We start from the raw sequence: 19,788 nt of genomic DNA, 5'->3' as shown, positions 1-19,788 counted from the left end.
CTTTGTTTCTACCAGTATAAACAGCCATAACATCACATATGAATCTCGATAAAACATTCACTAAGTTGATGGATGCTTTTGGTGAAGTGCCCATAACATACATTTGGATCTGGCCATTGAAGCTTCGAGTTTAAACTAGCCGGTTTTGATTAAGAAATCAACTGCTTATGCTTCTTCGACTGTAATGAAAAGTTGCGAGCTTGGGGAAAATCGCTTTCATTACATCTGGAATAGACTTTTGTTCTTCCTGTATTCACACTCGAGCTTTTGCACCAGATTCCTATAAAACACCCAACTTAAATCGTAACAGAAGTAAGAACATCCAGCTCTACCAATCTTTCTTCACAATAGGAAGAATAATTCTTTAAGTAGGAGTCTATGTAAGCGGGATGACACATTACTTCAATCGTTTCTTCCTCTCCAATATTCCTCCATAATTCCGAGAAAAACTCTTTTGAAACCTTCTCTCCATAAAAGTCCATAGTAAACTTTTCTGTAAAATATGAGAGATCCGAAATCTTTTGATCATAGACATTTCTTACAGGGAGATTATATTTCTTTGATAATTTTTGAATGACTGGTGCAAGGAGTTCCCACCCGTGAATGTGGTGGTGACTATCAATATGAGATAATGGTAGATTAAATAATAGGAATTTTTGAATTTGAGCATCCCATTCTAATTCTACTTCTTTAAGATTAATTGATAAGTCATCACGGAATCGGCTTGTTAAACGGAAATACCCGTCTTTATTTATAAGAGATGGCACTTCGTTATGAACCGGTTTCCCACATGTGAGTGTTAGGTGGATCCCTAAATTTAAAGAAGGATACTGTTTTGCTAATTCTACGGCATGCCTTGTTCCAGGCATATTGACGAGCATGGTTGTAGAGTTAACAATTCCATATTGGTGCGAATCCACGATTCCATAATTCACCCCATTACATAAGCCGAAGTCATCTGCATTTACAATGATTTTTCCCACATTAGATCCCCCTCCATTAATAGGTTCTTTCAACAAGGAAGCTGGCCTTGTCTCCTCTGAAAATAGCTTTCGAGAATTCAATAATTGTCCCATCTTCTAAATAGGCTGTCGTTTCAATTTTAAAACAAGGTGTGCCAACTTTAACTCTAATTTTTTCTGAAACTGTTTCATCTGCAATCAATAACTCAATCGTTTCAACTGTTCGTTTTATTTTCAAGTTAAATTGTGTCTCTAAGAATTTGTAGAGAGATTTTTCGCACTCCTCTTTATTTAATCCAGGGGTCTTAAACCAAGGTAAATAAGCAATTTCATATTGCAGTGGAACATCGTCAGAGTAGCGGATTCGTTCCAATTTGTTAACGGGGTCCCCAGTTTTTAAGTGTAAAGCTTTTTCGATGGTTGATTCGGCTGGAATGACATCCAGATTTAATACTTTAATCTTAGGTTTTTTTCCTTGGGTTTTAAGCTGTTCATTATAGTTATCAATTGTTGACGTTAAGGTTTGACTAACTTTGTTTTCAGCAATAAATGTCCCGCGCCCTTGTTTTCGATAGACATACCCTTCAAGAGTAAGCTGTTGCAGCGCTGTACGTACCGTCGTTCTACTTACACGAAACTTTTTACAAAACTCTGCTTCTGTTGGGAGCTGCATATTGGGCTTATATTCCCCATTCTTGATTAACTGGATAATTTCTTCTTTTATATGAGAATGTAAGGCTTTGCCTTCATGTGTGTCCTTCATCATCCTTCTCCCTTCCACTTGTTTCCTTATACTTGTTATAACATAAAGGGAATTTTTTCACTATTGATTTTATATTAACATAAATAAAAATTTGTAATAACAAATTTGATTATTTGTTCATAAATACAATAATTTGTTATTACAATATATAGACAACTGAAAATTTGTATGATACATTTCTTAATAAGAAATCGCTTACAACTTGAAGGGAGATAACAGAATGTCTGTAAAAGTGGTCATTATCGGGGGAGGATCTAGTTACACACCAGAGATAATCGAGGGATTCATTCAAAGGTATGACTCTTTCCCAGTATCCAATATAACCCTTGTTGATATTGAAGAGGGAAACGACAAGCTTGAGACAGTAGGGGCATTAGCACAAAGAATGATTGCGAAAGCATCTGTCCCGATTAAGTTAGAATGGACTCTTGATAGACGAGAAGCCCTAATTGGTGCTGATTTTGTTACGGCACAAATTCGTGTTGGTGGACTGTCAGCTCGAGAAAAGGATGAAAGAATCCCGTTAAGCCATGGGGTAATCGGACAAGAGACAAATGGACCTGGAGGCATTTTTAAGGCTTTTAGAACCATTCCAGTACTTATGGACATCTGTGAAGACATCCATGATATTTGTCCTAGCGCATGGCTGATAAATTTTACAAATCCAGCGGGGATTGTTACAGAGGCACTACTGAAAAACAGTAAGCATGACAAGGTTATTGGAGTCTGTAATATTCCATTTAATATGAAAAACAGTGTTGCAGAAATGATGAATTGTTATCCGAATGAAGTACAAATCGAGTTTTTGGGAATGAACCATTTTGTGTTTGGGAAGCGTGTTTTCATTAAAGGAGTAGATAAAACACAAGAGGTCCTTGAAAAACTAATGAAGAAGGAAATTGATTTTTCACCTGCAAATATTGTTTCCCTTGGATGGTCAGCAGAATTTATCCAATCATTACAAATGCTACCTAATCCTTATCACCAATATTACTTTCAGACAGATGAGGTGTTAGAAAAAGATCTAAAGGCATTTAGAGAAAATGGAACAAGAGCAGAGGTTGTTAGAAAAGTTGAAAAAGAACTTTTCATTCAATATCAAGACGAAGCGTTAAATGAAAAGCCAAAGGAATTAGAGAAACGGGGAGGTGCCTATTACAGTGATGCTGCCTGTAGTTTAATGGTCAGTATTTACAATAATTCTCTCGATATCCAAACGGTTAACACATTCAACAAAGGAGCGATTCCCGATTTACCTGTAGATTCAGTTATTGAAGTAAACGCTGTGATCACCAAAGAAGGTCCTATGCCATTGGCGGTTGGTTCCATTCCTCTCTCAGTAAAAGGAATGATTCAACAAATGAAAGCTCTTGAGGAATTAGTGATTAGAGCCGCACTGACAGGAGATTATTTTGAAGCCTATCAAGCGATGGTAATGAATCCTTTAGTGCCAAATGAAAAAACAGCCAAGATTCTTTTAGATGAATTGCTAGAGGCACATAAACAGTTTTTACCGCAATTCAATTAATTTTTATGGGGGAAATTAATGATGAGTAAAATAATGGGGTTTATGGAAGACAAATTTATGCCGATTGCCGGGAGAATAGGTTCTCAACGACATTTAGTAGCTGTTCGTGATGGGTTTGTAGCAATAATGCCGCTGATTATTGTAGGATCATTAGCCATTTTGATTAATAATTTTCCTGTCCAAGTATTTCAGGATTTTATGCTCAAGATCTTCGGAAAAGGATGGAAATCGGTTGGGGGTAATGTTTGGAACGGTTCATTTGCCATTCTAAGCTTATTAGTAGCTGCTTCTATAAGCTATAATTTAGCGAAATCGTATAACTTAGATGGACTGTCAGCGGCTCTCATTTCTGTAGCATCTCTTATTATTTTGACCCCTGTTACAGAGGACTGGGGGATATCCTTTGCCTGGGTAGGAGCTCAAGGACTATTTGTTGCCGTTGTCACCTCATTGGTGGTTACAGAATTATTTAGAGTGCTCATTAACTCAAAATTTACTATCAGTATGCCTGAAGGGGTTCCAGAAGGAGTAGTAAAATCCTTTAAAGCGTTAATCCCTGCGACGATTATTTTGATTCTTGTTGGTCTACTTCAAGCACTCTTGACTGCCTTTGCAGAAGTTAGTTTACACGAAATCGTGTTTAAGGTTATTCAGGAACCATTGCAAGCTTTATCTAACTCACTTCCGACGGCTATTATTATTGCATTCTTAAATCACTTATTATGGTTTTTTGGATTACATGGAACCAATATTTTGGGACCTATTATAGATTCTATCTATCTACCATTAATCGAAGAAAACCAAAGCTTATTTTCTTCCGGAATAAGTGCTAATGATGTGCCTTACATTGTCACGAAGCCTTTCTTCGATTCCTATGTATTTATGGGTGGATCGGGTACCACTATAGCCTTAATCATAGCCATCTTCCTTGTTGTAAAATCGAAACATTATCGTACTGTAGGAAAACTTTCAGCTCCTGCAGGGGTCTTTAACATAAATGAACCAGTATTATTTGGTTTACCGATTGTTTTAAACCCAATTATGCTTATACCATTTATATTAGTACCAACTGTTCTCACCATTGTCTCTTATTTTGCCCTAAGTCTTGGTATTGTTCCAAAAACAGTGGCAATCCTGCCATGGACGACTCCACCGATCATTAGTGGTTATCTTGTAAGTGGAGGCTCTTGGAAAGGTGTATTCCTTCAAATAATTAATTTAGCGATTGCCATCATGATCTATATTCCTTTCCTAATGGCAGCAGAACGAGCGCAATTAAAGAAAAATGATGAAAAGGGTGATTTGATAGCATGAATGTAGAGAAAAATTTATCTTTGGAAGAGATTTCATTTCAGATCATTTTACACGCAGGAAACGCAAGATCCTCTGCAATGGAAGCCATTCAAGTGGCGAAAGCTAAACAATTTGATGCAGCGGCTGCTAAAATGAAAGAAGCAGAGACGGAAATTAACGAAGCTCATCATTTCCAAACGAAACTCTTACAGAAAGAAGCCTCAGGTGAAGGAGAGAACCCAACAGTTCTACTCATTCATGCCCAAGACCATCTAATGAATTCACTCACAGTGAAAGAATTAGCACAAGAGATTATTGAAATTCATCAAAATAAATAGAAACTTTTCGAATATATTGTTATGTTTAATGAGTTAAGAAATGGGGCTATCGCGATTCTAACTGCTCCCTTCTGACATCAAGCATAGAAAGGGATACAGAATCCTCACTTATTTAACTTTAACAATACGTTTTACGAAAACATCCAATAATTAGAGGGGGTAAAATAAATGAATATCATGTTAGTTTGTTCAGCTGGGATGTCAACCAGTATGCTAGTCCAAAAAATGCGTAAAGCTGCAGAAGAAAAAGGGGTAAACGCTACAATTAATGCTACTTCAGAGTCGGACTTAGGAAACCATTTAGATAAGCTGGATGTCATCCTCATTGGCCCGCAAGTCCGTTATTTATCTTCTAAAATCGTTGAAAAGTCAGCGCCTTATAATATAAAAGTAGATATTATCAATCAAATGTATTATGGCATGATGAATGGAGAAAAAGTGTTAGAGCAAGCCCAAGAGCTTTTACAAAAATAAATATTTCATCTTCGAAAAATGTAATCTAACTAGCGTATGTTCAAACGATTGTTTAAAGCACATAAACCTCTTAATACAGAATAAATATCTGTAGTAGGTAAAAGTGTTTTGGACTCGTTGGAGCATTCGCTTTTTTGTATGGCTATTTTCGTAAACTTTGTTGCTTTTAGTCATTACAACTATCTAAAATAATTCAATACTAGTGAAACATTTATTGTTTGAACGAAAAGATGCCTCGAATCTACTCTTGTTCGAAAAGTAACAATCTATGCGAAAACAGACTTTTGTATTAAATAGTTGAGATTACACATTCCTCTCTATATGATAAGGTTTGGAAGCAGATGAAGGGAAAGGGATGAGCAAAGTGAAGTATGCCATCATTACAGGAGCGTCTAGAGGACTAGGTGAATCGATTTGCAAGCAGCTAGTTGATAATGGTATCCATCTATTAACAGTGTCGAGATCGGAAAGCGATGAAGTGAAACAGTACGCGGAAGTACAGGGTGTTACTTATCAGCACTTTCCATGTGATTTATCTAAAGTAGAAGGGATTCAAGATTCTTTTTCGTTAATAATGGAGATTGTGAATCAACCAAACGTGGAAAACATCTACCTTATAAATAATGCTGGTATGGTAGATCCCATTAATACTGCCGGCAATATGGAGGCAGCCCAGCTCCAAAAAAGTGTAAATGTTAACCTGCTTGCCCCCATGATCATTACAAATATGTTTTTAGAACGTACAAATAGGAAAGACGTCATGATTGCGAATATTACTTCTGGTGCCGGAAGTCGGGCTGTACATGGGTGGAGTGCCTATAGTAGTACAAAAGCAGGATTGAACATGTTTACCGAAACCGTTGCTCTTGAACTTGCTAATCACAAAAGACGTGAAAGAATCTTTGCCTTTAGCCCGGGAGTGATGGATACGGAAATGCAGGGTGTCATTCGTTCTGCTAATAAAGAGGCATTTGCTGATATTGATCAGTTCAAGCAATACAAAGAAAGAGGGATGCTTAGAAGTACAGAGACCGTTGCTTCAGCACTTGTGGAGCTCCTTTTAAATAAAGAGATTGAAAGCGGTAAAATCTATCATGTTAATGACTTACTGAACTAAAAAGTGGGGCAGACCAAAAAGGGTCAGGAACCGACAAAGATAGAAGATGATCTTTCTGTGGTTGGTTCTTGACTTCTTTAGGATAGTCCTTTGTTTTATTAGTTGTGCATTACCACATTCAAGACAAGGAAAATGATGATTCTTCTTAGTATAGAGAGGGCTAGGATGAAAAATTGTATAATTTTTAAAACGAAAAATAAAAAATGAGTGATATATTTCATCAACAGTTAACATGAAGAACAATACGTGAATTGTAGTAGGAATTCTGGCTGTCCCAAATGGGTAAAAACCATGAAGAAGCATTGATTAATCAATATTTATAAAGTTAAGATGGGGCGTCTAATATTAATCAGACAGCCCCATTTTTTCGTTTTCTAAAAGTTTGTTGCTACCTGCGATAAGTTGGAAATACATTTTAGAAGCAATGAGCAGCCTGCATACACGTATACTCCTAGCGGGAACAGTGGCCAAAGAGAGACCTCTCAGGCGTAATGAGGAGGCTCACGGGTCACCCTAAGGTACGCGAAGTGTATTCAGGCTGCGGGTTAAATAACCAAAATCATTACGAAAAGAGCCTATAATGATTAATCTTTAGAAAAACGAGGATAGTTAATCCAAATGGCAATCGCGCCGCAAATAGCAATGAGTATTGGGTAGTATCCATAAGGTATAAGACTGACAGGAGAAATTCCTGCAACCTCTGCAGCAATTAATGCTTGAGCCCCATAAGGAATGATTCCTTGGACACTGCAAGAAAAGATGTCAAGAATGCTTGCTGACTTCCGTTTATCAATCTTATAGCTTTCCGAAAGCTCTCTTGCTAATGGACCTGTTGTAATAATAGAAATGGTATTATTAGCTGTTGAAAGGTTTGTCGAGCTGACAAGACCAGCGATTGCAAACTCCGCCCCTTTTTTGGAACGAATCTTCTTTGTTGTTAGCTCAAGCAGATATTGAATCCCGCCATTATAACGGATAAGCTCAACGACACCACCAATTAAAAGGGTAAGAATGACAATTTCAGCCATTCCCGTAATCCCGTCAGTAATCGCACCAAAAAATTTTGTCAGTGAGTAGCTTCCGTCTGACATTCCAATGATCCCCGTGAGGATGATTCCTCCGATTAACACAATAAAAACGTTCATCCCGACTAAAGCGGCAATTAAAACGCCTATATATGGAATAACTTTTAGCCAATTATACGCTTCTGAAGTGACAGTCGATTCATTGCCGAAAGTTAAGATAAATAAAATGATAACCGTAATAATAGCTGCAGGTAGAACGATAAAGAAGTTTACTCTAAACTTATCTTTCATTTTTGTTTTCTGTGTTCGGACGGCTGCAATGGTTGTATCCGATATAAACGAGAGATTATCCCCGAACATGGCCCCTCCAATAATCGTTGCCATCGAAAGCGCTAATGAAATGTCAGTTTCTCCACTAATCCCTACTCCGATGGGAGCGAGTGCGGCAATGGTACCTGTTGAAGTTCCCATTGATAGGGAAATGAAGGCACCAATGATGAAAAGACCGACAATTAATAGATTCTCTGGTAAAGCTGAAAGCGCAAGATTAACCGTTGAATCCACGGCACCCATTCCATCTGCAGCGCTTGAAAAAGCACCGGCAAGGATGAAAATAAATACCATGATCATAATGTCTGGGTTTCCGGCTCCGCTTGCAAATCTCTCTATTTTAATAGAAAAGGTTTCTTTTCTATTCATGACCAAGGCAACAATAGCTGCGATAATGATCGCTACTAATATCGGCATAGAATAGAAGTCACCCGTTATCATTCCCGAACCTAAGAATAAAAGAATAAAGACCACTAAAGGTAGTAGGGCCACGAGTTTTCCTTGTTGATTATCCAATGGTGGGCACTCCTTTTTTATCTGTTTCATTACCAATGATTTTCTAGTGAAAAATCAATTTTGACTCTATAATCTATCACCATACTTTAATGCGTTTAAGGAGAGAAGTCAAATTGAAAATTGGACACTCTTTAATTATGGTATTACGATCTACCAAACGGAATAATAACCGTTTACATTTATTAGGGATAAGACTACTATAAGAAGAGTGTAAAATCAGTCCAATATGGGGGATTTGATGGATGGATCATACTATTAAAAAGCATATATTAACTTTACAAGGATTTTACCTTTTCGCCTTCTTTGGAGTGGGAAGCTTATTTCCATTATTAAGTGTTTATTTAAGTGAAGTCGAACAATTAAGCGGTTATCAAATTGGAACGATTATGTCGATTGGTCCAATCACCATGATTTTCTTTCAGCCGATATGGGGAATTATTTGTGATGTAACGAGTAAGCCGGCAAAAGTATTGTCTATTGCAACGGCAGTAGCCGGTGTATTTGGCATTGGCTATGTTTTTTTACATGAATATCTGTGGTTAATAGCGATAGCGGTTATGATTGCTATCTTTCAAAGTGCGATTATTCCCGTTTCAGATAGTATCGCGTTGAAATATACATCTAAAGTAAGAGTGAACTATGGAAACATTCGATTATTCGGTTCATTAGGGTTTGGGGTTGCCGTTTTTGTCATGGGACATCTTTCAGAAGGATGGATGGGACCTCGAGTGATTTTCTATGCATTCTTCCTTTCATTGCTTATCGCGTCATTATTAGCGTTACATGCACCAAAAGAGAAGGCATCCACCGCTGTTAATATCAAAAGTGGCATGAAGGAGCTGCTCACAATGAAGAAGTTCCTCCTATTTTTAGCAATCACGTTCTTAGTGTTTGGTCCAAATCTTGCGAACAATACTTATTTTGGACTTTTTGTCGAGGACTCTGGTGGGACCTACACGGGAATTGGAATCGCGTTTATGATTGCTGTCTTATCAGAAATTCCATTTATGAGAGTAGCGGGAAATCTGATTGCTCGTATCGGACTTTTACCTATTGCCACTCTTGCAGGGATTGCTTCTCTAGTACGATGGATCTTTTATTTTACTGAACCAAGCTTATGGCTCGTTTACTCTTCTGCGGTAATTCAAGGACTCTCTATAGGGTTGTTTATTCCAGCAGGACTTCAATATATAAAAGAAATTACACCTTCCTGTATTACCGTTACGGCGATTACGGTTTACGCGGCTATAGGGAACGGACTTGGAAATTGGTTCAGTACATTCGCAGGGGGACTTGTTTACGATTCTTTTAATATCTATGGAGTATATCTGTTTTTTGCTGCTTTATCCTTACTAGGTGTTGTTTTGTCTTTCTGGTTAATGAAGTTGGAAAAAGAAACGCTGACTTTTAGGCAGGTACAGGAATCTTAGTTGTGTTATGGAGTAGTAGACAGAGATGGATGTCGGGGTTTGTCGAGAGGTCAATAATCGTGGATTCCGGATATTTTAACCAGACTATTGGACAAAAAACAGGCTCATTCCAGTCAAAAAAATCTCCATTCTCGACAAGTTCAAATAGTTTTTTCTATTCATATGGGGTATTCCAAAATGGCTATTGCATTTTGAAAGCCCTTTTATTAAAATAAGTGAAGCAAACGGTTGCACAAATTAATTTGAACTAAGATTACTAGAAATATATTTTTTTAAATTTTTGAAAACCCATACATTAAGGAGGGAAAATGAGATGAAGAAATTATTTTCGTTCGATTTTTGGCAGAAGTTCGGGAAAGCCTTGCTTGTCGTTGTAGCTGTCATGCCTGCTGCCGGGATCATGATCTCATTAGGAAAGCTTGTGGCGATGGTAGGGGGAGAAATCACAATAGTGCAAACGATTGCGCGTGTAATGGAGGATATTGGCTGGGGAGTGATTACCAATCTTCATATTTTATTTGCAGTGGCGATAGGTGGTTCCTGGGCTAAGGAACGTGCTGGAGGTGCCTTTGCAGCACTGATCGCTTTTATTCTAATTAATAGAATGACGGGGGCCATTTTTGGAGTGAATGGGGACATGCTTGCTGAGCCTGGAACTACCATCCATTCCTTATTCGGACAAGAGCTTGTTGTAGCTGATTACTTTACTTCTATACTAGGGGCACCGGCTTTAAATATGGGTGTGTTTGTCGGGATCATCTCTGGTTTCCTTGGAGCGAACCTATTTAATAAAAATTATAATTTTGATAAATTACCAGACGCCTTATCGTTCTTTAATGGGAAACGTTTTGTCCCATTCGTGGTAATCGGTGGGGCTGTAGTAACGGCTGTTCTGTTATCGATTGTATGGCCGTTTATTCAAGGACTATTAAATGATTTTGGTCAATGGATTGCAACCTCACGCAATTCAGCACCAGTTATTGCTCCTTTTATCTTCGGAGCGTTAGAGCGTTTATTGCTACCATTTGGATTACACCATATGTTAACGGTCCCAATGAATTATACAGAGTTAGGCGGAACGTATACGATCTTAACAGGATCTGGAGCTGGTTCAGCAGTTGCCGGGCAGGATCCTTTATGGCTTGCGTGGATTGCGGACTTAAATAATTTCTTGAGTGCTGGTGACACGGAAAGCTATAAACAGCTATTAAATGATGTTACTCCAGCCCGTTTCAAAGTTGGTCAAATGATTTTATCAACAGCAGCATTAATTGGGATTGCTTATGCCATGTATCGTAATGTTGATAAAGAGAAACGTTCAAAATACAAATCGATGTTTTTTTCAGCGGGAATAGCCGTATTTTTAACAGGGGTGACAGAACCTATCGAGTTCATGTTCATGTTTGCTGCTCCATTACTATATGTAGTGTATGCCATCATGACGGGGTTAGCATTTGCAATAGTGGATATTATCGATATTCGAGTTCACTCATTCGGTTTTATCGAGCTATTAACTCGTACTCCCATGATTGTGAAGGCTGGTCTTTGGTTAGATCTTGTTAATTTCTTCATCGCCTGTCTAGTATTCTTTGGATTGAACTTTGGAGTGGCGAATTTCTTGATTAAGAGATTTAATTTCCCGACACCAGGGCGTAATGGGAACTATATTGAAGAAGAAGCGGGTTCTCAAAGTAGTGGTAAGGTTAGCGAAAATTCACTAGCGCCGGTACTTATTGATTTGTTGGGTGGCAGAGAAAACATTGAAGACGTTGATGCTTGTATGACTCGATTGCGTGTAACAGTAAAAGACACTACTATCGTTGCGACTGAACAAGAGTGGAAGAAGAATGGTGCGCTAGGTCTAGTCATGAAGGATAAAGGTGTTCAAGCCATCTATGGTCCGAAAGCGGATGTCCTGAAATCTGATATTCAAGATTTGCTCGGAGCGTAAATCGATGAAGCTATTAACGTTAAATTGCCATTCCTGGCAGGAAGACAATCAGATGGACAAAATAAAGACTTTAGCTAGTGTGATTGCTAAGAAAAATTATGATGTCATTGCTTTACAAGAAGTCAGCCAATTAATGGAGAGACCGATTGTCAAAGATCCATTGAGGGAAGACAACTATTGTCTAATCCTATTGGATGAACTCAAACGGTTAGGTGTTGAGGACTATGAGCTGGTGTGGGATTTTGCCCACATCGGCTATGATGTTTATGAAGAAGGGGTCGCGCTATTAACGAAGCATCCCATTGTTGATACACAATCCTTCTTTGTTTCACGGAGCAGTGATACGAGTTATTGGAAAACAAGAAAAGTGATCGGCGTGACGATTTCCTATTTTGGAAATGAGCTTTCATTTTACTCTTGCCACCTTGGCTGGTGGAAGGATGATGAGGAGCCTTTTCGATCTCAAGTAGATGCCTTACTTTCACTAATCGACCTAAGTAAACCGGCTTTTCTCATGGGTGATTTTAATAACAATGCTTCTATCTGTGATGAAGGCTATGATTACTTAATAGGAAAAGAATTATATGACACTTATCAACTAGCGGAGGTGAAGGATAAAGGGATCACGGTCGAAGGAGATATCGCTGGTTGGGATGAAAATAAACAAGCACTTCGAATTGATTTGATTTTAACCAATCAAAGTTTAAAAGTTGGACATTCATTTGTTATTTTTAATGGTGAGAACGAACCTGTTGTTTCCGACCATTATGGTGTTGAAATAGAATGGTGAAGCGGGCATTGTGCTGCTTTTTTATTGTTAATGATATTGCTAACCGTGTTAAGCAGGAAAAAATCGATCTGGTAACGGATTGAAACCATGCTGGAGCTTCAAAATTTTAACATATGCATAAATTTGGAATCTCATGCATTTACTCAGAGTTTTAGTGCATAAAATTCGATTCTTGTGCAATAACTCGTCACTCTCGTGCACAAAATCAAAAAGTTGTGCATTTCCATTTACTTCACTAATTCTATAGTCGTGGATCCTCTATTGTTTGAGCTTGAACAACAGAAAATGGAATGAATAGTTATCGAAACGAACGATAATGAAAAGGAGCATCCCCAAAAAGGAGGCTGCTCTTTTCATTATGGCACTATTGTGTTTCCGGAAATTGTGTAACTTGAACAGTCTGCTTACTCGTAGTTACTTTAAAACCATCCTTCGTCTCTATTTCTGCATGAATAGTATATTCTCCATTAGGTAAATCCTTCTTAAGAATCCATTTTCCCTGAGTTCATTCTCCCAATAATCGTGTCAAGGACATTATTGGCGATAGGGAAAGGTTGTAACGAGGTTTCGACAAAATACGGGTGGGGACAGAGACGATTTGCTATAATGAAGGGACGATTAGTTACGAAGGGATGAAGCGGATTTGAATAGTCATGAATCCAAAAGTGAATTACTTGGTGAACTAGAAATCATACATAAATGGGAAAAGGATCAAAATGGATTGTGGTTTTGGGAGAAGCTGGGACGTCTGCCGTTCAAGCTTCTTGACCGAATCACTCCTCAAATCGTTCATAATAAGCTTGGGGTAGCTCTTGATGAATTAGGTAGCTATATTCACTCAGGTGGGCGTTATTTGATTAGTGAAAAAGAAATGTTTAAACGGTTTACTAAGAAAACGGGGGAAGAGGAAGTAGATTTATCCCTGATATCTGAAATGCCGATAAGCGTTATGGATGAGATAAGTGAAAATATCGCTACTTCAAGGAAAAGGATTGCGATGACGCAAGGAGCAACAACAGGGATTGGTGGAATCTTCACATTGACGATTGATATCCCATTAATTCTTGGAATCTCTCTAAAGACACTTCAAGAAATAGCCATGAGCTATGGATATGACCCGAACGATAAACAGGAGAGAATTTTCATCGTTAAATGTCTGCAGTTTGTTTCGTCTGATATAGTTGGGAAGCAATCGATTCTTAAGGAGCTTTCGGCTTATACATCAACCGGAGCCGTTAAGAAAGAAGAAACTCTATCCCAACTCCAGGGGTGGAGAGAAGTGATGATGAGTTATCGTGACAATTTCGGGTGGAAGAAACTATTTCAAATGATCCCGATAGCAGGGATGATCTTTGGTTCACTCATCAATAAATCAATGATCAATGACATTGGGGAAACAGGAAGAATGCTCTATAAGAAAAGAAGGGTTATCGAGAGACTGGAGAAATTGGAGACCGTAGATTCAGGAGAGGAAATGGAGCCGGAGAAAAGTTAATGATGGATGAAAAGGTCGATGGTTCCATTTGAATGGGTGGGTGCCAGGTACAAAACCGCGGTTTTGTACCTGGCACCTTATAGTATGGGGGAGAGCAATCTTGATACAGCTTCTTTGAATTGGATTTTGAGCGGCCGTTTTTGGTAGTCTTCCAGGGTAAGCGGAGTGGAAAGCTTCATATCCCGTTGGAAGATCTCAGTAAGCTGCTTCGATTGCTTGTCATTATAAATGAACGCATTCACTTCAAAATTAAGACGGAAGCTGCGAACATCAATATTAGCTGTCCCTACAGTTGATACCTCTGAATCGACGACAAGGGTTTTAGCATGAATAAATCCATTTTCATAAATATATACTTTGGCTCCTGCCTTCAGGAGCTCCCCTACATAGGAATATGTTGCCCAATACACAAAAAGGTGATCGGGCTTATTCGGAATCATCAACCGCACGTCTACACCCGATAGAGCTGCAATTCTTAATGCATCAAGTAGACTGGCATCCGGTATAAAATAGGGGGTCTGGATAAAGATACTTTTCTCAGCGGATGAAATCATTTTTATATATCCGTTTTTTATTTGCTCCCATTCAGAATCGGGGCCGCTCGTCACGATTTGCACCCCGGCTGCTCCATCAAAAGAGTGCTTGGGGAAATAGTTTGAATCAAACTCGATGTCATGAGAAGAAGCTTGATTCCAATCTAGTATGAATCGTGTCTGCATTGCCTGAACCGCACTTCCCATAATTCGTAGATGGGTATCTCGCCAATAGCCAAATTTCGGATTCAATCCTAAGTATTCATCCCCAACATTAAACCCTCCAACATATCCTACTTTTCCATCAATAATCACAAGCTTACGGTGATTACGATAATTCATTCGGAGGTTAATAAATGGGATGCGAGCGGGAAAGAAAATCTCAACCCTCCCTCCAGCTTGAATGAGGTCTCGAAAAAATTTCTTCCTAACTCCCCTTGATCCCATTTCATCGTACAAAACTCGAACTTCTACCCCTTCTTTAGCTTTTAAAATGAGCTTTTGTAAAAGCCTTTTACCAAGCTCATCCTTCCGCAAAATATAATATTGCAGATGAATATGATCCTTGGCTGATTCAATATCCGATAAAAGAGCACTAAACTTATCTTCACCATGTGTATAGATTTTTACATCATTATCCTGTGTCAATACAGCATCGTTATTGATCAGATGCATATAGATGAGATCTTTATATTTTTCAGTGATTTGATCACGGAACAGAAACGAATTCAGCTTAAGGTCCATGATCTGCTTGGAGATCATTTCTTCAATACCGATTTTTTTTATGCCTTCCCATTGAAACAGTCGCCGTCGACTCAAGTTTTGCCCAAAAAATAAATACAAGATGAAACCAACTACCGGAATGAATAGTAACACCATCAACCAAGCCCATGTGGCACTCGCATCTTTTCTTTCTAAAAAGATTACAACCGTTGCAAGTGTAACGTTTAATACAAGCAGGGCTCCTAATAACCATGAAAGGATGTCCATTTTTGTCATACCTCTCTTTACATTCTCTTTCAATATAGCTACTAGTATATCCGAGCTTCATAGGAATTGTAAAAAAAATACGTAAAAACATATCTTTTCATTTTTCATCATAGAATACACTAGGCCTCAGCCTGATAGCCCTTTTTACAGCGAAGAAAACAGAAAGAGGAGGGAAAATATGAATATTTGGTATGTCATTTTAAACATTGTGGCGTTTCTTGTTCTTATTGGTGTTTTATACTATTTGCAAAGAAAAAATGTATCCTTTTCGAAACGGGTATTTACCGCTTTAGGATTAGGGATTCTGTTCGGCCTCGGATTACAGTGGGTGTATGAGGCGACGGATGAAAATTTAACACAATCGATTGAATGGTATAACCTTGTCGGGTCTGGTTATATAAAGCTCCTTCAAATGATTGTTATGCCACTTGTGTTTATTTCTATTCTCTCGGCTTTTACAAAATTAAAACGATCTCACAATCTCGGAAGGATATCGGTGTTAATCATTGGATTACTTGTAGGAACGACAGCGGTCGCAGCAGCTATTGGAATTGCAACGACGGTTGGCTTTGATTTAGAAGCGATTCAAATTGAACAGGGAGATGCAGAGACCGCTAGAGGAGAACAATTAGAGGAACGGTCAGGAGCACTTGAAGGACAGAGCTATCCCCAGAAGATTCTTGAACTATTACCAGCAAATCCATTCTTAGATTTTACTGGTCAAAGGGCAACATCGACGATAGCCGTTGTCATATTCGCGGCCTTTATTGGAGTGGCTTATTTGGGAGTACAAAGAAAAGAGCCTGAAGCCGCTGAATTTTTCAAAAAAATCATCGATTCCATTTATGCTGTCGTCATGAGAATCGTGACGGTTGTTCTTCGGTTAACTCCTTATGGGGTGTTGGCCATTATGTCCAAAACCGTTGCAACGAGTGATTTTGATGCCATCATGAATCTGGGTGAATTTGTTGTAGCTTCGTATGTTGCGCTCATTATTATGTTTGTTGTCCATTTAATCATGCTAACACTTGCAGGGCTGAATCCATTAACCTATATGAGAAAAGTGTTCCCGGTATTGACGTTTGCATTTACTTCAAGGTCCAGTGCCGGAACACTTCCACTTAACATTAATACCCAAACTAAGCATCTTGGAGTTTCAGAGGGAATAGCAAACTTTTCGGGATCATTTGGGCTATCGATCGGTCAGAATGGGTGTGCAGGAGTCTATCCTGCGATGCTTGCTGTCATGATTGCTCCGACAGTTGGAATTGACCCATTGACGCCGTCTTTCATTTTTACCTTAATAGCCGTTGTTGCGATTAGTTCATTTGGCGTCGCAGGAGTTGGAGGAGGAGCAACCTTTGCGGCGATTCTAGTTCTCTCAACCATGAACCTTCCAGTTGCCCTAGCAGGTCTCCTTATCTCGGTAGAACCGTTAATTGATATGGGACGGACGGCTGTAAACGTAAGTGGTGCCATGACTTCAGGAGTGATTACAAGTAAGGCTACGGGTGAATTGGATACTAAAACCTATGATGGGGTTCAAGAGGCCGAGGCGTAAAAATAATACTGAAAAGTGCTGGGAACCACTACTTGATAAAAGTGGTTCCCAGCACTTCCTAATCACCTTCTGAAACTTTTTCCGCACTCATCCGTAATGAAAAGTAAGAGGTGAGACAAGTGGGGAAAAATGAGCTTTTACAACTAAGAAAACATCAGTTTCTATTAATGAATAGCTTAATGGCCGTGGGATTTGTGCTGTTTTTACTCGCCGTCTATTGGGAGGCTTCGAGAAAAACTTTTTTACTAGGCATTGTCGTCATTTTTTTAATGCAGTCTATCGCTGCAGCGAAAAATGGTACACCACTCGTGACGGTGTTTTCAAAAAAAATGAAAAAACTTATAGAATATGAGCATGAAAAGCTTGGGGCAGAAGCAAAAGCAAGGATGAAGATGCTTGTTGTTTTTCAAAGCATAATGGCTTTGCTATTTTTCTTCCAATGGCTGTTGGTACCAGGGAACGAGCCTTTTATACATAGTATTAACCCTCTTTATTTTATTGGTTTGTACTTATTTATGCTCATGATACTTAATATTGGACTAGTCATTGAACAAAGAAAAATAGATAGAAAAAGTGATGAAGAGCTAAAGGGTTATACGAAACAAATAATGCTTTATAGTATCATTATAGGTTTGGTATTAGGTGTAATGATTGCAGCGTTAACCATTTATATTTCAACCAACTAGTCCTTATCCCTTTAACCCTCTATTGACGATTTTGGTTTATTTTAGTAATTTCAAAGTAATAAAGAGAGAGTGGGATGGAAATGGGGCTATACTTTATAAGAATTCTTATTTTTTGTTTCCTTTGGGGAGGCTATGTTATTGAGAGCTATCCTTCACCTTCGACCCTGATCACAATCATCACTGCGGGTACCATTTCGTTGGCTTTATACTTTTTTCTACCAATCTATCAGAAACCTCATATATTATTCATCCTACTTTCTTTTATTGGGTTTGCCATGTTGGGGGTCGAGCTTTCTCCCTATTGCTTAGGGATCCTTCTCTACTTATCGATTGAAGCTGCCTTTATGCTTCCTAAAACTAATTATGTCCGATTTCTATTTATTGTAGCAGTAGAAATGGCAGTCGGTTGGTATCTTATCGGAATTCAAACGCTCCCTGTTATCCTATCCATTTTTGTCCTTATCCTGTCTTTCTTCATTAATCAACTCTTCCGGGAAAAACTCGATCAAAAGGAAGTATACGAGCAATTATTAGGAGAGTATCGCAAGCTTAAGCGAATTCAATATGAAGCAGAGAAAGCAGTAAGGGTAGAAGAGAGAACAAGAATTGCAAGAGATATTCATGACTCTGTTGGTCATAAGCTAACAGGACTCTTAATGAACATTGAAATTCTTTCCCACCGATATCAAGAGGTTGAATGGAAGGAACTCCGTCAGCTTGCTCAAAGTAGTTTAGAAGAAACAAGAACAGCCGTGCAAGCTTTGAAGACAGATGAGATGGAAGGATTGGGATCTCTGCTCCAGCTTATTCGTAAACTAGAATCAGAGAGTCATATTATGGTCCAGTTAACCACTCAGCAAGGAGTGCTTTCTCTTGCGATATCAAATCAACAAAGTGTGGTTCTGTATCGGGTCATTCAAGAGGGACTCACCAATGCGATGCGCCACTCGGGATCTCGCCAGGTGAAAGTATTATTAGGGCGAGATGCTCTTGGAGGGTTAGAATTTAGGGTGGCAAATAAAATCCATAGAACTTTTGAATTTGAAAAAGGATTCGGACTTCAAAGCATGACAGAGCGAATGGAAGAAATAGGCGGAAAACTACATATCTATCAAGCAGATCAAGAATTCATCATTGAGGGATCGCTTCCAGTGAAGGGGGAGAGTAATCATGTGGAACATTTTATTAGTTGAAGATCAAGATATCGTAAGACAAGGATTGAAGCTAATGTTAGAACAAGATGAACGAATGAACGTCCTTGGAGAAGCAACTAATGGAAAGGAAGCTCTTCAATTTATGGAGAGTCACCTCATTGATCTTGTTGTGATGGATATTCGTATGCCAGAATTAAACGGAATAGAAGCAACAAGGGAAATAAAACAGAGATGGTCCGCGACTAAAGTGTTAATTCTCACTACATTTAATGATGACGAATATGCCCTCGAAGCATTAAAGCTCGGAGCAAGTGGTTTTCTTCTAAAGACATCAGATCGTGATAAGCTGCTATCTGCAGTGGTAAGTTGTATGAATGGAGGGATGTCCATTCATGAAGAGGTGGCCGCAAAAGTGATGCCAAGACTACTCGAAAAATCAAAGCCTCCTTCAAGTAAAGAGATAAAGATGCTCACATCAAGAGAATTGGCTGTTATAAAGCTTGTAGGGGAAGGGCTAACGAACAAAGAGGTCTCCCAAAGACTCCATCTCTCTGTTGGGACAGTGAAAAATCACCTTACACAAATTCTACAGAAGTTACATTTAAGAGATCGTACACAGCTAGCCATTTATGCTATAAAGAATGATGTGGTTTAAGGGGGAAAAATTAAAGTAACAATAATTGGACGGTAATTGGCTGCTTTTTTGATTTGTATCACCGAATGCAGTGGGCGGGAATATGTCGTTAATTGTCGAAATGCCGATATATAAGCGAATACGATCGATAAAATAGAGGAAGCGATCGATATATCATGGAAGGCGACTGAATCCCCGGACTATAGTAAGTTCTTGAA

At 38.7% G+C, this 19,788-nt stretch carries 17 protein-coding genes; 13 read left to right on the top strand and 4 right to left on the bottom strand.

What is annotated here, in order from left to right:
* Positions 1–296: 296 nt before the first annotated feature.
* Both chbG and JOC86_RS22700 read right to left on the bottom strand, forming a co-directional pair.
* Positions 297–983: a chitin disaccharide deacetylase gene (gene chbG, locus JOC86_RS22705; protein ID WP_205175486.1), complete on the bottom strand. Its 687-nt coding sequence runs from the start codon at positions 981–983 to the stop codon at positions 297–299.
* Positions 984–999: 16 nt separating this feature from the next.
* Entirely contained in the window at positions 1,000–1,725 is a 726-nt protein-coding gene (locus JOC86_RS22700; RefSeq protein WP_205175484.1) for a GntR family transcriptional regulator, read from the bottom strand.
* 220 nt (positions 1,726–1,945) lie between these two features.
* On the opposite strand from JOC86_RS22700, the gene JOC86_RS22695 reads away from it, so the two are divergent.
* The 5 genes from JOC86_RS22695 (at position 1,946) to JOC86_RS22675 (ending at position 6,475) form a co-directional block, all read left to right on the top strand.
* Positions 1,946–3,253 carry a 6-phospho-beta-glucosidase gene (locus tag JOC86_RS22695; protein ID WP_205175482.1) on the top strand — a complete coding sequence of 436 codons (1,308 nt, stop codon included), beginning with the start codon at positions 1,946–1,948 and terminating at the stop codon, positions 3,251–3,253.
* A 21-nt stretch (positions 3,254–3,274) separates the two neighbouring features.
* Entirely contained in the window at positions 3,275–4,567 is a 1,293-nt protein-coding gene (celB, locus tag JOC86_RS22690; protein ID WP_205175480.1) for a PTS cellobiose transporter subunit IIC, read from the top strand.
* Entirely contained in the window at positions 4,564–4,884 is a 321-nt protein-coding gene (locus JOC86_RS22685; RefSeq protein WP_205175478.1) for a PTS lactose/cellobiose transporter subunit IIA, read from the top strand. Before celB ends, JOC86_RS22685 begins: the two co-directional genes overlap by 4 nt.
* Positions 4,885–5,052: 168 nt before the next feature.
* Positions 5,053–5,358: a PTS sugar transporter subunit IIB gene (locus tag JOC86_RS22680; RefSeq protein WP_205175476.1), complete on the top strand. Its 306-nt coding sequence runs from the start codon at positions 5,053–5,055 to the stop codon at positions 5,356–5,358.
* A 355-nt stretch (positions 5,359–5,713) separates the two neighbouring features.
* Positions 5,714–6,475, top strand: coding sequence for a (S)-benzoin forming benzil reductase (locus tag JOC86_RS22675; RefSeq protein WP_239587797.1), 762 nt, complete (start codon positions 5,714–5,716; stop codon positions 6,473–6,475).
* A gap of 584 nt (positions 6,476–7,059) precedes the next feature.
* Here the strand turns inward: JOC86_RS22675 and JOC86_RS22670 are convergent.
* Positions 7,060–8,346 carry a Na+/H+ antiporter NhaC family protein gene (locus JOC86_RS22670; RefSeq protein ID WP_205175474.1) on the bottom strand — a complete coding sequence of 429 codons (1,287 nt, stop codon included), beginning with the start codon at positions 8,344–8,346 and terminating at the stop codon, positions 7,060–7,062.
* Positions 8,347–8,588: 242 nt separating this feature from the next.
* Here JOC86_RS22670 and JOC86_RS22665 point away from each other — a divergent pair, with 242 nt between their 5' ends.
* The 4 genes from JOC86_RS22665 to JOC86_RS22650 all read left to right on the top strand — a co-directional run bounded on the left by JOC86_RS22665 (position 8,589) and on the right by JOC86_RS22650 (position 14,012).
* The gene (locus JOC86_RS22665) at positions 8,589–9,776 is read left to right on the top strand and encodes an MFS transporter (protein WP_205175472.1); all 1,188 of its coding nucleotides are present in this window, start codon (positions 8,589–8,591) and stop codon (positions 9,774–9,776) included.
* A gap of 313 nt (positions 9,777–10,089) precedes the next feature.
* The gene (locus JOC86_RS22660; RefSeq protein ID WP_205175470.1) at positions 10,090–11,727 is read left to right on the top strand and encodes a PTS transporter subunit IIBC; all 1,638 of its coding nucleotides are present in this window, start codon (positions 10,090–10,092) and stop codon (positions 11,725–11,727) included.
* Between the two features lie 4 nt (positions 11,728–11,731).
* Complete coding sequence (locus JOC86_RS22655) at positions 11,732–12,517, top strand: endonuclease/exonuclease/phosphatase family protein (protein WP_205175468.1); 786 nt, start codon at positions 11,732–11,734, stop codon at positions 12,515–12,517.
* A 643-nt stretch (positions 12,518–13,160) separates the two neighbouring features.
* Complete coding sequence (locus JOC86_RS22650; protein ID WP_205175466.1) at positions 13,161–14,012, top strand: EcsC family protein; 852 nt, start codon at positions 13,161–13,163, stop codon at positions 14,010–14,012.
* 77 nt (positions 14,013–14,089) lie between these two features.
* On the opposite strand, the gene cls is transcribed toward JOC86_RS22650, so the two are convergent.
* Positions 14,090–15,535 (bottom strand): cardiolipin synthase, encoded by a 1,446-nt coding sequence (cls, locus tag JOC86_RS22645; RefSeq protein ID WP_205175464.1) that lies wholly within the window; start codon positions 15,533–15,535, stop codon positions 14,090–14,092.
* Positions 15,536–15,713: 178 nt separating this feature from the next.
* On the opposite strand from cls, the gene JOC86_RS22640 reads away from it, so the two are divergent.
* From JOC86_RS22640 to JOC86_RS22625, 4 genes are all read left to right on the top strand, one after another.
* On the top strand, positions 15,714–17,096 hold the full coding sequence (locus tag JOC86_RS22640; protein WP_205175462.1) for an L-cystine transporter: 1,383 nt from the start codon (positions 15,714–15,716) through the stop codon (positions 17,094–17,096).
* A 119-nt stretch (positions 17,097–17,215) separates the two neighbouring features.
* Entirely contained in the window at positions 17,216–17,782 is a 567-nt protein-coding gene (locus tag JOC86_RS22635) for a hypothetical protein (RefSeq protein WP_205175460.1), read from the top strand.
* Positions 17,783–17,856: 74 nt separating this feature from the next.
* Positions 17,857–18,975, top strand: coding sequence for a sensor histidine kinase (locus JOC86_RS22630; RefSeq protein ID WP_239587796.1), 1,119 nt, complete (start codon positions 17,857–17,859; stop codon positions 18,973–18,975).
* Positions 18,953–19,591, top strand: a complete 639-nt coding sequence (locus tag JOC86_RS22625) for a response regulator transcription factor (RefSeq protein WP_205175458.1) — start codon at positions 18,953–18,955, stop codon at positions 19,589–19,591. Before JOC86_RS22630 ends, JOC86_RS22625 begins: the two co-directional genes overlap by 23 nt.
* Positions 19,592–19,788: the final 197 nt, after the last annotated feature.

The sequence above is a fragment of the Rossellomorea pakistanensis genome (assembly GCF_016908495.1).
Taxonomy (GTDB): Bacteria; Bacillota; Bacilli; order Bacillales; family Bacillaceae_B; genus Rossellomorea; species Rossellomorea pakistanensis.
This window is presented reverse-complemented; position numbering and strand designations above follow the sequence as displayed.